The organism is Ensifer sp. Root127, assembly GCF_001425225.1.
Classification (GTDB): domain Bacteria; phylum Pseudomonadota; class Alphaproteobacteria; order Rhizobiales; family Rhizobiaceae; genus Ensifer; species Ensifer canadensis.
Map to the genome: position 1 here is coordinate 1 of NZ_LMDX01000024.1, position 13165 is coordinate 13165.

Sequence of the window (13165 nt, forward strand, 5' to 3'; positions counted from 1 at the left end):
GTCGGCCAGGCCGAGATAGTTGTTGGCACAGAAGTTCAGCACCCGCTCGCCCGAGGCAACCTCGATCTCGCCCGCCTGTTTCGAGACGATCACCCGCTCGGACTTGTAAAGGCCTGATGATTTCAAGCCGTCGAGTTCTGAGCGGAGGTGGGAAAGAAAAGCATTGGTCATGGCGGGGTAAAGCCTCACTCTTGCCGGCGACACACTTCCGTGTCGCAGCACTGGGAAATCCATATTGAACAACGAGGACCGGGCTGTTGCCCGATCGTTTGCCACAATCGCCCGGCCTTCACGCACGATCGGCGGGCTGGCTGCCGCGAGCGCGTGAAAGCGGGCAATCAGGACTGAAGTCAGGCCGCCGCGGCAAACCCGTTGCGGCACAGCTCCTTGAGCTCGTCCAGCGACATAGCGTCGAGATCAAGGGCCGTCAGAAGGTCGTTCTCCGCGGTGAAATCACGGCCATACATCGCCGAGAAAATTCGGATGCCCGCCTCGTGCAGTTCCGCGGGATGGCCTGCGAGACGTCCGATCTTCGCCGTCATGACCAGACCGAAGGGCACGTCTTCCGTCACGTAGCGGCTATCGGCGGTGGTCGGGCCGCTGCCGCCATTGCCGGCTTCGTGCATCTCCTGATTCATCTGGGAGATGGAGCTCATCGGCACGTGGAATGACAGATGAAAGTGCTGAAAGATATTGCGCACCTCAAGTCCGAGCTTGCTGGCGATGGCGATGCGCTCCCGGTCGAGATCCTCAAGAAGGCGTCCGACGTTCGGCGTCACGTTCTGGCCCTGGCTCCAGCTTTCGCCGCGCTCCATGCGGGTCATGTTGCCGAGCGCGATGCCCATATGGTTCTGCGGATTGAGGTTGGAAAGCGCGATCGCCATCAGGCTGCCGCGGTCGAGGAAACGGTCGCCGAACAAGGACTGGCAGATCGAGAGCCCCTTGGCGCTCTCGGACGCCGGCACCGTCGCGAGATCGACCTGCTTGCGGATCGTGTTCACATTGACCGAGGTCGGGCTCAACTGCCTGCCCGACACAGCTGTCGTGCCCCAAGCAACGATCGGAACGACGACCCCGCGTGCGGCCAGCAGGCGGGACAGGTACAGCGCGCCAAACGAGGCGTGCGAACTGAAGATGACGATCTGTCCCGGGTTAATGTGCGGTGCAATCGCATCGAGGACAGTCTTGTGACCATAGGCCGGCAGCGCGATGACGAGCGCCTCGGCACCGGCAACAAGGTCCTTTGCGCTGGTGGCAACGGCCGGATGGAAGGTGCCCTTGATCGCGCCTTCCGCAACCAGCGCCTGGCCGCTGGCCAAGGCACGCGTCCGTTCGCCGGATGGCGACCACAAGGTCACCTCGTGGCCCTGCTGCTCAACAAGCGCCGCCGTTCCAAAAGCGATCGAACCCGCCCCGACTATTCCTACCCGCATTATCATTCCCTTTTCTGCTCATGAATTCGGCCCGCTGGCCGATCGTTATTTCGGACGTATCGACGTTCTCGGCGTGTTCGGCCCGACATCGCCGGACGCAACCACCAGGAATGCCCCCGCCCCGACAGGACCGACGCTTGTCAGCGAATGGGGGACGTCGGCGGCATAGCGCGCCGTTTCTCCGGCCCGAACGATCATGGTGTTGCCTGCGCTGCGCACCACGATCTCACCCTTGGTGCAGTGCAGATGCTCAACTGTGCCTGCCCCATGCGGGTCGCTCACCAGTTCCCCTTCAGCCTCAAAACTCAGCAGATACCATTCGATCAGCGACACCATGCTGGCCGGGGACAGGATCTGCAGCGTGCAACTGCCGTCCGCACTGCGGATGGTCGGCGTCAGGTTTCCCGGCTGGAGGTCGATGATGGAACCGCCGCGCTCTTCGCTTGCGCCGCTGACCAGACTGTTGAGGTCGATCTTGAGCGCACGCGTCAGATGCCACAGCGTTCCGTAGGTCGGGTTGGCATTGCCGCGCTCAATCTCCGACAGCATGGAGCGCGATACGCCGGACATTGCAGCCAGTTCGGCGAGTGTCAGATTCAACTCTTTTCGATATGCCTGCAAGCGCGGCCCGATCTCGGGCGGGTTGACCAACACCATGGCTTGTCCCTCTTTGCCAATCGAGTTTGTCTCCTCCTGTCATTCCCTGATCGGTTCGCCGAGCGTATGCATAAGCCGGTTGGCCCAGCCGAACAGAGAGGTGGACAGGATGAGATCGAGGATTTCCTCCTTACCTAAACCGGCCTCCACCAGCGCCGCCATATCATCGGCGCTTGCTTCGGACGGGCATTTCGAAAGCTTGACCGCAAACTTCAAGATCGCCTTCAACCGCGGCTCGATCTCGGCATCGACGCCATCGGCAAAAATGGACGCAATCACATCGGTGCTTTTGGTCAACTGGTTGTAGCGACTGGCATGAACGGCCGCACAGTAGACGCAACGGTTGACGATGGAAGCACCGACGGCGCCGATCTCGCGCTCGGCGCGTGACAGGCCGCCACTATTATACATCACACCGTTGAAGAGCGGGCTTCTGTGCGTCAGCGTTTCGACATCATGCGCCAGCACCAGCACATAGTCCGAGACCTTGGTGTTGGATGGAGTGACCTTGAGCGCTTCGAGCTGCTCGGCGCTCGCGTCCGCCAGCTTGAGCGGGGTCACATAAGGCCTCCAGACCGGGATATCGGTGGTCAAGTCGTGCACGATCTCGCTCATGCCAGCCCCCTCATCAACTCCAGGCCGACGGCAACCCTGATCTGGTAGCTGACGAAGGCGACGAGTTCTGAAAGCCGCACGATGTCGTCATCGGCAAGACCCGCTTCCTGCAACGATTCGATGTCACGGCGGGTTGCCTGCTTCGGCGCATGCGCCACCAGGTCGACGTGGCGGATCAGCGCCTTGGCACGGATATCGCTGCCACCATCGAACCAGATATCGGCCATCCGGGCAGCGGCGTCGGGCGCACCGGCTTTTTCCAGCAAAGCCTCGAAATGATCCTCGAAGGCTTTATGGTCATTGATCTTTGCAATGCGCCAGGCAAGTGCTGCGCGCTCGGCATGCGACAGGCCACCGGGATTTTCCGGCGTCAGCGCACTGTCATGTGTCTTCTGGGTAAGCGCCATGATGTCCGCGCGCGCCGATAGCACGCCGGCCATCGCGCTGCCGGGCTCGATGCCGACGATCGCGGCAATCACGTCCTCGTTTTCAGCCATGTGATCCTCCTATGCCTGCTTGCGATCGTTGACCGCTACGCTGTCCGGCAAGGGCGATGCCGTCCATTCGTCGCCGCGCAATTCGGGCGTGTCGTAGTCAAGTAAACGCTGCCAATATTGGTCGAAATTCTCTGAGTAGAGCTTGGCGGCGATCTCCCGCACCAGCCACGACGCGCCTTCGCTGATGCCCGGAATGTCGCCACTCACCTTGCCGAGGCTGGCGGCAGCGCCCGAGTTGAAGCTGTGGATGTTGGCAAGCCACGGCGCCTGGCCTGGTACGCGCTCGAGGAAACTGAAATCGTCGGCGAGATAGGGGAACCGGCCGAGCTGATCATTTTCCTCGCGCGCTGGCGGCGTGAAGCGGTCCTGCCACAAAAGGATCTTGTCGGCGTAGCCGTCGAGTTCCTTGCGCGCCAGCGGATCGACCCCAAAGCCGGTGCCGAGGATAAGGAAATCCGCGCGGACCGACTTGCCTTGCGACGTCTCGATGACGATTTCGTCGCCGTCGAGTTCGACACTTTCGACGGCGGCGTCAAAATGGAAATAGGCGTTGGGATGGCGGCTGACGCGCATCGTCGACCCACGCGGCGCCGGCGTCTGGGTGCGCAGCGAGTAGTTCATGATCTGCCACCGCCTGGCGTCACCCAGCTGCGGGAACGCAGCGGTGAAGCCGAACGAGCCGATACCCATCAGTTTGTTGATGCAGGGCATTTCCTTGCGTCGGATGAGATGGCGGACTTCGGCAGCCCCCGCTTCCAGCGCCTCGGCGGCGTTGTCGACCGCCGATGCGCCGACCCCGACAACCACGACCCGTTTGCCGCTGAGGGCAGCAAAGTCGATCTCGTGAGAGGAATGCGCCCAGTATTTCTCCGGCAGATCGCCGACGAAGTCGGGAATGCTGGGATGCCCCATGCCGTCGCGGCCGGTTGCCATCACCACCTTCCGGGTAAACACCGACGTTTCCCGCGCGCCCTTGCCTGTTATCGTCAACCGCATGAAAGCGCCCTCGGGCTGGATCGCCTTGACCTCGACGCCGTTTTCGACCGGCAGATCGAGCACCTTGCGGTACCAGCGTAGATACTCCATCCACATCGGGCGGGGGATCTTGTCGAGCTTGGCCCATGCGTCATTGCCGAACTGGGCAACGTGCCAGGCGCGGAAGGTGAGCGAGGCCATGCCATAGGCCGGGCCGGTTAGTTGCTTGGGCGAACGCAGAGTCTCCATGCGCGCATAGGTCAGCCATGGCCCTTCGAGGCCCTCCTCGCTGCGATCGAAGATGCGGATATTCTGAATGCCGGCGCCGATCAGAGCGAAACTGGCGACCAGGCCGCACATGCCGCCACCGATGACGACGACGTCATGGACCTGTTCATCAGAGGCGGTGGGCACAACCCAGTTTGCCGGCGGATAGCACAGGCAGGCAAGATCGTCGCGGACACGCTGTTCCAGCTCCAGCAGGCTCGTCGCCGCCGATGGGATCGGTGTCTCTACGTTATAAGCCATGGTTCACCTCCGTCGGCCGATGGAACTTGGGGTTCGCATTGGCCGCCTTGCCTGCTTAGGACCCGCACCAATGCGATGCGCGCCGTTGGTTGATTAGTTGTGAGCGTGCCGGTCGGGAATGACCGTCGCCGTCTCGGGCTTCCAACCGACCCAGATGTCCTCGCCGTTAAGTTGCGCGACATCGCTTGGATGCACAAGGGTGTTGAGCAAGGTGCCCGCGCCGACTTCGACCATCAGCGAGGTGTGGTTGCCCTTGAACACCCGTTGACGGATCTTGCCCTTGATGCGGTTTCCGCTGGTCGGCTCGCTCGCCGAACAATGGATCGCCTCCGGGCGCAGGACCACGTAGAGATGCTCGCCGACCTTCGGCGAAAGCCCGCCTTGGTTTGCCGTGATGGTGATGCCGTTCCAGCTGAGAGCCGCGACATCGCCTTCGGTTCCGACAACGGTACTGCGCAACAGGTTGGTCTCGCCGATGAAGTTGGCGACGAAGACCGAGCCGGGGCGGCCGTACAGCGTGTGGGGATCGCCCATCTGCTCGATCCGGCCCTTGTTCATGACCACGATCGTGTCGGACATGGTCAACGCTTCTTCCTGATCGTGGGTGACGAACATGAAGGTCTTGCCGGTCTTTTCCTGGATGGCCTTGAGCTCGATCTGCATCTGCTGACGCAGCTTGGCATCGAGTGCGGAAAGCGGCTCATCGAGCAGCAGCACGTCCGGATCCGGCGCAAGGGCGCGCATGAGCGCTACGCGCTGGCGCTGACCGCCGGACAGCTCCGCCGGCAGGCGATTGGCATAGTCCTGGAGCTGGACCAGTTCCAGAAGTTCCGATACCCGGCGATGAATCGCCTGGTTGTCGAGGCCCTTCAGCTCGAGGCCGAAGGCAATGTTCTTGGCAACAGTCATATGCGGGAATAGCGCATAGTCCTGGAACACGATGTTGACGTTGCGCTTGTTGGGCGGAACCTTGGTGACGTCCTTGCCGCTCAGCAGGATGCGGCCGGATGTCGGCGTTTCGAAACCGCCAAGCATGCGAAGCGACGTCGACTTTCCGCAACCGGAAGGTCCGAGCAAGGTGACGAACTTGCCAGCCTCGATGCTCAGGTTCAGGTTGTCGACGGCGACGTGCTTGCCGTAGCTCTTGTTGACATTGTCGAATTGGACGACGGGTTCCATCAGCGGGTCCTCGCGCGGCGGGTGAGATGTTCGGCGTACAGTCCGACCGCGGCCGTAACCACGAGGACAAGCGTCGCCATTGCGTTGATTTCAGGAGACATGCCGCCCTGCACCTTGGCGAAGATCAGCATGGGCAGGGTCGGGCGATAGCCGCCAAGGAAGAAGGTGCGGACAAAATCGTCGATCGACAGAAGCACACAGAAGATCATGCCACCGAGCAGCGCCGGTCCGAGATAGGGCAGCGTCACGCGGAAGAAGGCAACGACGCTGTCGGCACCGAGATCGCGTGCCGCATCGACGAGGTTGCCGGGCATCGAGCGCAGGCGGGTGAGCGCCATGACGACGACGAAGGGCACGGCGTGCACGGTGTGGCCGAGGATGACGGCCGCCGTACCCGTCGGCATGTCGATGGTCGAGATGAAGATGCGCAGTGAGATCGCCGAGATCATGCCCGGGACGACCGCCGGCAGACAGGCGAGCGCGAAGATGATGACCTGGCCGCGGACGCCCTCGGCAACGATCAGCATGGCGATCCAGACACCGAGGATTGTCGCCGCAAGCGTCGTCGCTCCCGCGATCATGATGGAATAGAGGCAGGCTTCCAGGAACTGCTTGTCCTGCATCACCTTGACGTACCAGTCAAACGTCCACTCCCCGATCGGGAAGGCGACGAAATTGGCGCCCTTGAAGCTCATGGCCATCATCAGCGTGAGCGGCAGAAGCAGATAGAGGATGAAGGCCCAATAGAACGCGGTCAGTGATGCGCGCGGGGCATCGGAAAACAGATTGCGCATTAGATTGCTCTCCTTTTACGCCCGCCGACCAGCCGCATGAAGATGGCGGCGGCGACAAGTGCGGTCACCAGCATGATCAGGGCGAAGGCGGCGCCGACCGGCCACTTGTCGCTGGCACCATGGAAGAAACCGCTGATCGTTTCGGGAAACAGCACGGTGTTGGGGCCGCCGAGCAGCATCGGGGTGGCAAAGACGCCGATACATGTCAGGAAGACCAGGCAGCAGCCCGATACGATGCCATCGCGCGACAGCGGCAGGATGATCCGGCGGAAGCGCGTGAACGGCCCGGCGCCGAGATCGGCAGCCGCATCCAGCAACGGCGACGGGATCTTTTCGATCGCCGAATAAAGCGGCAACAGCATGTAGAGGCAGATCAGGTAGACCAGCCCGAAGCCCAGCGAGAACGACGTGTAAAGCATCGGGATCGGCCGGTCGATCAGGCCGATTTCGCGCAGCAGCACATTCACGGCGCCGCGGTTAGCAAGCAGCATGATCACCGAAAACGTCCGGATCAGCTCGCCGGCCCAGAACGGCACGAGCAACAACAGCAGCGCCTTGGAGCGTCCCTCGGGCCTGACGATCTTGGCGACGTAGTAGGCAACAGGATAGACCACGACCAGGGTCGCAGCGGTCGCGACAGTGGCAAAGATGAAGCTCTTGATCAGCGGCGTGAAGTAGATCGCCTCGCGGAAGAAGATAGCATAGTTGTCGAGAGTGAAGCGCGACTCCACGCCCGACTGAACCGGGTAATGGGAAAGGAGACTGATCTTCAGCATCTGATAGATCGGCCCGACATGCAGCATGATCAGCCAGATCATCGGCACACCGGCCAGAAGGATGATGCGACCGATCCGCGATTCCACCGCCGCTCCCAGCGTGTGCCGGTAAAGCGCGGAGTTGACCACCTTGGCTATCCCCGTCGAATATTTCGGTACGGGGGCATCGCGCACCGTGCCGTATCCGGCTGTCGTGTTGCTACTCACCATTGAACGATCTCGGTTGGCGCAGCCCGACCGGCACCGCGCGGCGTCGCCGGCAGTCAGTCCTTGCGCGTTGTTGGCTGGAAGGGGCCAGCAGACCGGCAGCCGTCCCGGAGCTTACCGAAGCGCTCCGGGACAGGTGCAAGCTATGCGAAGCGCCGCCTGATCAGGCCGCCTTGACCTCTGTGGTCGCGCGGTCGATCATTTCGTTCTTCATGTCGCGGTTGACCGACGAGAAGAAGATGATGCGCTCGACTTCTTCCTGCGGAAGCGTCGAGGCGAGCTTTTCGCGTTCGTTGAGCAGATCGCCGACGCCGTTCATGGTCGAGCTGTAGCCCGACTGGCGGGTCATTGCAGCGCCGACTTCCGGGCTCGCCAGGATGGCGTCGAGCAGCTTGTAGGCATTCTCTGCGTTCGGCGCGTTGTTGACGACATTGAGTGTGTAGCAGAAGCCGAACGTGCCTTCCTTCGGCACTGACAGCTGGATCGGATGACCGTCGATGATCAGTTTGGCGGCCGGCCCAGACCACGAATGGGCCAGATAGATGTCCTCGTTGATGAACATCTGCTGCACTTCAGACCCGGCATCATAGTACTTGCGAACCATGTCCTTGTTCTTGATCAGGAAGTCGCGCGCCTCGTTGGTCGCCTTCTGGGCGACGTCCGCTTTACCGGCATAGCTGACGAAATCGCCGTCATGGCCGAGATATTGCATGACGATGGTCATGAAATCGCTGACGATGTAGGAGGTCTGGCCCTTGAACTGCGGATCGAACATGATCTCCCAGCTCGGCGCCTCCTTCACATAGTCGACGTTGCGGGCGAGACCCTCGTAGCCGGCCAGGATTGGCAGACCCCACAGATTGCCGTCGACACGCGCCCAGGGCGCGTCCTGATAGGCGGGATTGAGGTTCTTCCAGTTGGCAATCTTGCCGGTGTCGAGCGGCTGCAGCAGCTTTGAGCTGATGAACTGTGAATAGCGGTGGCCGGCAACGGTGACGATATCGGTCGACGGATTGGCACCCTCGGCGGTAAGCAGGTTGTACTGCTTGCCCTGGTCGTCGGTCAGACGGATGCGAACCTCGATACCGGTATCCTTCTGGAACTTGTCGATGAATTCCTGCGGCAGGAACTTGTCATAGGTGGTGATGTTGAGGACACCATTGTCGGCCCAGGCCGGGCGCGGACGAATAATGTAAGGCGCCGCAAGAACAGCCCCTCCCGCACCAAGCAGTTTCAGCGCCGTTCTACGATTGATGGATACAATTTCACTCATTTAAGTCCCCCTTTTTTAGTTTTGACTTGTGAGAGCAGATATTTTGGAATGTTCACGCACCAACTGGGCGCATTTGTCCGCAGGCAACATGGTGCCTCAGCGCGATCTGTCGAAAAGGCCTCCCCGCCTTTGTCCGGTATACCGAACTTTGCGTCCGCTAAACAGGAATTGACCTGTATAATGGACGAATGTCAAGCGAGCTTTGCAGGAAAATTACTGGGATCATCGACCGTGATGGGTGAAATCGAACCCGAGAAAAAGCGCGCAGGTCCGGTTGACGGAAATCGCTCAGCACGGTCTCTCTGGTTTCCTCGCTCAAAGTCGTGATTAACAGTGATTGCTTTCCTATATCGAGAGATGCCAAACCCGGCAGAGTGACGTGTTTCCGAGAAGACAAGGTTGAATTTTCATGACCGAGAAATCCCCCGCCGATAATTTCCCCGCCGGCTATGCACTTCCTAAGGTCTGGACCTGGGAAGCGGGCAATGGCGGCGCGTTTGCCAGCATAAACCGCCCGATTGCCGGCCCGACCCATGACAAGGCGTTGCCCGTCGGCAAACATCCGCTGCAGCTCTATTCGCTCGCCACGCCCAATGGCGTGAAGGTCACGATCATGCTGGAAGAGCTTCTGGCTGCCGGCCATTCGGGCGCGGAATACGACGCCTGGCCAATCCGCATCGGCGATGGCGACCAGTTCGGTTCCGGCTTCGTCGAGGCCAATCCGAATTCCAAGATCCCGGCGATGATGGACCACGCGCCGAAGGGTGGCGGAGCGCCGGTTCGCGTTTTCGAATCTGCTTCCATCCTGCTCTATCTCGCCGAAAAGTTTGGCGCCTTCCTGCCAACCGAGCTTCGCGCCCGCACGGAAACGTTCAACTGGCTGTTCTGGCAGATGGGCTCCGCGCCCTTTCTCGGGGGCGGCTTCGGCCATTTCTATGCCTATGCGCCGATGCACATCAAATACGCCATCGACCGCTACGCCATGGAAGTGAAGCGTCAGCTCGACGTGCTCGACCGCCATCTCGAAGGCAATCGGTTCATGGCCGGGTCCGAATACACTATCGCCGACATGGCCATCTGGCCCTGGTATGGCGGCCTGGCCCTTCACCAGACCTATGGCGACGCCGGTACCTTTCTCGATGTAGGGAGCTACAAGCACGTCCAGCGCTGGACGGCCGAAATCGCGGCGCGTCCGGCAGTCAAGCGCGGCCGCATGGTCAACCGCCTGAGCGGTGATCCGTCGGAACAATTGCACGAACGCCACGATGCCTCCGACTTCGACACGAAGACGCAGGATAAGATCGCCCAGAAAGAGACCGCGTAAGGAGAGTGGAATGGCCAAGCTGCCTGATATGACGAAACACCGGGGATTTCCCTACGCCATGCCGGGTACAGGCATCCAGTTCGTGATTCGTCGCGCCAATCCAAAGGGGGCAACGCCGATCAAGGCGTTGCCCCGCCATGCCCGGCCGGGCTCGGGAGCGCACCGCATCGACGCGGCATTCCTCCACGCCCTTTGGCATCATTTCGGCGCGGAACCGTTCGAACGTGGCAATCTTGACGCCGCCCGGCTGAACCTCCTGTTCGGCCGCGAGGTCTTGGCTGTGGACAAGGACTTCGACCCGGTGTCCTATGAAGCCTTGCTCGTCATCAACGAAAAGGTCGCTCGCCAGAGCTTCCCGGAATCGTTCGAGGACGTCTTCGAGGTATGAAGGTAACGGGCCGCGACCAGTGCGCCTGTTAGCGGCCCGCACCAGCAGATACGGGGATCAACGGCGACCTGAGCCAAACGTAGGGCGGATGCAAACTCTCCGAACCTGGAGGCGACAATGCCTCGACACGACGCCTGAAGGGCGCTGGAACTGCTGCAAAATGCGGGCCATCCTCGCCCCCACGCGCAAGCTGCCCCGATTGAGGGCCGTCAGCTAGTTCGGAGCGATTGCCTTGATACCGGCAGAACTGAGCTGGCCGCATCGCCAGACACCGTAGCCGGCGTTGGTATCCCAGTCATAATAGAAAGCGGCTTCCAATCGCCCTGACGACATGAGGTCGCTAAAAACTGATCGTATCGCCGCCACCGCCCCGGTGCGCTTCTGGTCGTCGAGCGGGCAGGAACGGGCGGAGTTCGCCACGCCCCATTCGGTGATCCAGCAGGGCCTACCTGTGTCCCCTGCCCCGCAGAAACGAAGGAGTTCGCGGATATAGCCGGCAAGCTTCGGCCCTGCCTTACGTCCCGGATAGACGTGAATGCCATAGGCGTCGACATACTCATCGAGCCCACGCAATTTAAGAAGGGTGATCACTTCTTCCGGGTCCAGGCGCTCCATGCCCCTATGATCCGCCTCCCCGGCGCTCATGTCGGACAAGCCGGCAGAAACGACCACCGCGTCGCGGCTATGGATCGTCGCCTTCAGCTCCTGCCGGGTAATCCTGGCAACCTCCACATAGGTTGCCAGTCCTCGCTCGAAGGCCTGCCTGTTGCGGATGTCGGAGACACGGCGCGGTGTGACGGCACCGGGTTTTCGATAAACGACGAGATCGCCATTGTAGGCGCTGTAATTGATCTCGTTACCGGGCTCGACGGCCATCAGCGTAACGCCTGCATCGTCCAATCTGCGCAATGCCGCCTTGAGGCTTTCGCGGTACTTCGCCGGATCGAGGTCGGAGAGGCGGCGAATGTCCCAGATACGACCGAAGCCGGTTCGAGCACGAACCTCGTCCGCGTAGTAGTCGGGATTCGCGAGCTGAATCTCCAGCAGGATCTTCAAGCCGAGGCCATGAGCGATCTCGACCGCGTCGATGCTCTTGTCTACCGGGGCCGACAGGGATAGCCGCACGTGGGTTGCGCCGCTCGCGGCGATGTCACCAAGGATTTTTCTCTGCTCGTCGGGTGTCTGCCAAGCGAGATTGACCCTATTGATCCCGACGATCGCCGCCGGGTGTTGATCCTGTGCGATCGCCGATCTGGCCTCGAAGACAAGAAGCGAAATCAGCGCGCAAAGAAGGACTTTGCGCGCCGCAACCTTCCATGCCACGCGCTCAGATCCCAATCTGGCCGAGCACATTTCTGAAGTTGGTCTCACAGGCGCGATAACGGTCGACGGCCGCCTCTGCGTCGATCTTGGAAAGGAAGTTCGAAAGATAGGTCCGCTTGTCGGCCTCGCGATTCCAGGTCGCCGCCTCGATATAGGGGAAGCCGATGAACTCGAGCATTTCGCGCATGCGGTCGTCGACCGCGATCATCAGCGCCGGAACGCCGGCCTGCATGCCGATGATGCAGCCATGGAATCGACGGCCGAAACACATGTCTCTGGTCGTCGTCCAGCCTCGCCATTGGTTTGTGTCGAAGAAGGCGATCAGCTCGTGTTCGCGCTGCCACTTCTCCTTGTGCTTGTACTGCGTCGCCCCGGTAATACGTCCACTGGCGCGATCGTAAACCGGGGTCGTATCCTCACCCGGCAGATCGAGATTGTAGGCGATGACCTCGTCCTGGACCACATAGCTGGCAACGGACTTCGGCCCCAGTAGTGCGTGCGCGTCGACGATCGTGTCGGCGACGCTGCCGAGGTAACCACCGAAGGCGATCTTCTGCGCGTCCGCCAAGGCCGGATTGGCGAGTGCCGTGAGCGATCGGACCATTTCGTTCGGGGCGAAATAGAGCGAAGGGCAGCCCGTCGGCTTGACGAATTTCATCCCCTGCTCTCTCAGGAACTCCGCGGTAAAATAGCCGCGTGTCAGGAAGAAGCTTTCCCTGTTCCTGAGCACGTCCAGGAACTTGAGCGTGCCTGCCGGCAGCAACTCCTTGAGACCTTCCTTACGCTGGATGCCGATGCCCATCACCACAACGGGCATCTTCAGCTTGGCGAAAACCTCGGCTTCGAGATCGGCGGAATATCCGGGCCGCAACAGGTTGGCGGAAGCGAAGACGCAGATATCGAATTCGCGGTTGGCCTGCTCGTAGAGATCGTCCGAGGTGCGATTGTTGACCAGGTGCCAGAAGGGCACATAGGTGACATCGTGCCCCCGCAGGCTTTGTGCAGCACCCTCGCCGATCAGATAATTGCCGGTATTGGCGATTCGCCTGACCTGGGAGAGGAAGTCCTTCTTCGCCGTCACCTCGTCGAAATAGGGGCGATGGTGCACCGTCATGCCGGCAACTGAGCCGATCGTGCGCTGCAGATACGAGGGGATCCCTGTAAGTAAGATACGCATAACTGTCCTTTGAACGAGC

Annotated in this window: 13 protein-coding genes and 1 pseudogene; 2 read left to right on the top strand and 12 right to left on the bottom strand. The window is 61.0% G+C overall.

What is annotated here, in order from left to right:
- The 10 genes and pseudogenes from ASD03_RS39320 to ASD03_RS25545 all read right to left on the bottom strand — a co-directional run.
- Nucleotides 1-171: pseudogene (locus tag ASD03_RS39320) on the bottom strand (glycine C-acetyltransferase); the annotation flags it as partial.
- Nucleotides 172-350: 179 nt separating this feature from the next.
- Nucleotides 351-1433, bottom strand: a complete 1083-nt coding sequence (locus tag ASD03_RS25505) for an NAD/NADP octopine/nopaline dehydrogenase family protein (protein WP_199197094.1) — start codon at nt 1431-1433, stop codon at nt 351-353.
- A 45-nt stretch (nt 1434-1478) separates the two neighbouring features.
- Complete coding sequence (locus ASD03_RS25510) at nt 1479-2090, bottom strand: XRE family transcriptional regulator (protein WP_063997110.1); 612 nt, start codon at nt 2088-2090, stop codon at nt 1479-1481.
- Nucleotides 2091-2129: 39 nt separating this feature from the next.
- The gene (locus ASD03_RS25515) at nt 2130-2705 is read right to left on the bottom strand and encodes a peroxidase-related enzyme (protein WP_025431398.1); all 576 of its coding nucleotides are present in this window, start codon (nt 2703-2705) and stop codon (nt 2130-2132) included.
- Nucleotides 2702-3202 (bottom strand): hypothetical protein, encoded by a 501-nt coding sequence (locus ASD03_RS25520; RefSeq protein ID WP_057217244.1) that lies wholly within the window; start codon nt 3200-3202, stop codon nt 2702-2704. Before ASD03_RS25520 ends, ASD03_RS25515 begins: the two co-directional genes overlap by 4 nt.
- 9 nt (nt 3203-3211) lie before the next feature.
- Nucleotides 3212-4705 carry an NAD(P)/FAD-dependent oxidoreductase gene (locus ASD03_RS25525; RefSeq protein ID WP_057217246.1) on the bottom strand — a complete coding sequence of 498 codons (1494 nt, stop codon included), beginning with the start codon at nt 4703-4705 and terminating at the stop codon, nt 3212-3214.
- Nucleotides 4706-4798: 93 nt separating this feature from the next.
- Complete coding sequence (locus ASD03_RS25530) at nt 4799-5884, bottom strand: ABC transporter ATP-binding protein (protein ID WP_057217248.1); 1086 nt, start codon at nt 5882-5884, stop codon at nt 4799-4801.
- Nucleotides 5884-6678, bottom strand: a complete 795-nt coding sequence (locus tag ASD03_RS25535; RefSeq protein ID WP_025431402.1) for an ABC transporter permease — start codon at nt 6676-6678, stop codon at nt 5884-5886. The genes ASD03_RS25530 and ASD03_RS25535 overlap by 1 nt, the downstream gene beginning before the upstream one ends.
- Entirely contained in the window at nt 6678-7664 is a 987-nt protein-coding gene (locus ASD03_RS25540) for an ABC transporter permease (protein WP_057217251.1), read from the bottom strand. The genes ASD03_RS25535 and ASD03_RS25540 overlap by 1 nt, the downstream gene beginning before the upstream one ends.
- Nucleotides 7665-7824: 160 nt before the next feature.
- Nucleotides 7825-8934 (bottom strand): extracellular solute-binding protein, encoded by a 1110-nt coding sequence (locus ASD03_RS25545; protein WP_057208311.1) that lies wholly within the window; start codon nt 8932-8934, stop codon nt 7825-7827.
- Between the two features lie 409 nt (nt 8935-9343).
- On the opposite strand from ASD03_RS25545, the gene yghU reads away from it, so the two are divergent.
- Both yghU and ASD03_RS25555 read left to right on the top strand, forming a co-directional pair.
- Nucleotides 9344-10258, top strand: coding sequence for a glutathione-dependent disulfide-bond oxidoreductase (yghU, locus tag ASD03_RS25550; protein ID WP_025431405.1), 915 nt, complete (start codon nt 9344-9346; stop codon nt 10256-10258).
- A 10-nt stretch (nt 10259-10268) separates the two neighbouring features.
- Nucleotides 10269-10646: a hypothetical protein gene (locus ASD03_RS25555; protein ID WP_025431406.1), complete on the top strand. Its 378-nt coding sequence runs from the start codon at nt 10269-10271 to the stop codon at nt 10644-10646.
- Nucleotides 10647-10859: 213 nt separating this feature from the next.
- On the opposite strand, the gene ASD03_RS25560 is transcribed toward ASD03_RS25555, so the two are convergent.
- Together ASD03_RS25560 and ASD03_RS25565 are read right to left on the bottom strand one after the other, a co-directional pair.
- Nucleotides 10860-11999: a hypothetical protein gene (locus ASD03_RS25560; protein ID WP_057217253.1), complete on the bottom strand. Its 1140-nt coding sequence runs from the start codon at nt 11997-11999 to the stop codon at nt 10860-10862.
- Nucleotides 11974-13146 carry a polysaccharide pyruvyl transferase family protein gene (locus ASD03_RS25565; protein WP_057217254.1) on the bottom strand — a complete coding sequence of 391 codons (1173 nt, stop codon included), beginning with the start codon at nt 13144-13146 and terminating at the stop codon, nt 11974-11976. Before ASD03_RS25565 ends, ASD03_RS25560 begins: the two co-directional genes overlap by 26 nt.
- Between the last annotated feature and the right edge of the window lie 19 nt (nt 13147-13165).

Coding starts and splice junctions, on each gene's coding strand:
- ASD03_RS25505 (WP_199197094.1), bottom strand. CDS start 1,433: ATGCGGGTAGGAATAGTCGGGGCGGGTTCGATCGCTTTTGGAACGGCG.
- ASD03_RS25510 (WP_063997110.1), bottom strand. CDS start 2,090: ATGGTGTTGGTCAACCCGCCCGAGATCGGGCCGCGCTTGCAGGCATAT.
- ASD03_RS25515 (WP_025431398.1), bottom strand. CDS start 2,705: ATGAGCGAGATCGTGCACGACTTGACCACCGATATCCCGGTCTGGAGG.
- ASD03_RS25520 (WP_057217244.1), bottom strand. CDS start 3,202: ATGGCTGAAAACGAGGACGTGATTGCCGCGATCGTCGGCATCGAGCCC.
- ASD03_RS25525 (WP_057217246.1), bottom strand. CDS start 4,705: ATGGCTTATAACGTAGAGACACCGATCCCATCGGCGGCGACGAGCCTG.
- ASD03_RS25530 (WP_057217248.1), bottom strand. CDS start 5,884: ATGGAACCCGTCGTCCAATTCGACAATGTCAACAAGAGCTACGGCAAG.
- ASD03_RS25535 (WP_025431402.1), bottom strand. CDS start 6,678: ATGCGCAATCTGTTTTCCGATGCCCCGCGCGCATCACTGACCGCGTTC.
- ASD03_RS25540 (WP_057217251.1), bottom strand. CDS start 7,664: ATGGTGAGTAGCAACACGACAGCCGGATACGGCACGGTGCGCGATGCC.
- ASD03_RS25545 (WP_057208311.1), bottom strand. CDS start 8,934: ATGAGTGAAATTGTATCCATCAATCGTAGAACGGCGCTGAAACTGCTT.
- yghU (WP_025431405.1), top strand. CDS start 9,344: ATGACCGAGAAATCCCCCGCCGATAATTTCCCCGCCGGCTATGCACTT.
- ASD03_RS25555 (WP_025431406.1), top strand. CDS start 10,269: ATGGCCAAGCTGCCTGATATGACGAAACACCGGGGATTTCCCTACGCC.
- ASD03_RS25560 (WP_057217253.1), bottom strand. CDS start 11,999: ATGTGCTCGGCCAGATTGGGATCTGAGCGCGTGGCATGGAAGGTTGCG.
- ASD03_RS25565 (WP_057217254.1), bottom strand. CDS start 13,146: ATGCGTATCTTACTTACAGGGATCCCCTCGTATCTGCAGCGCACGATC.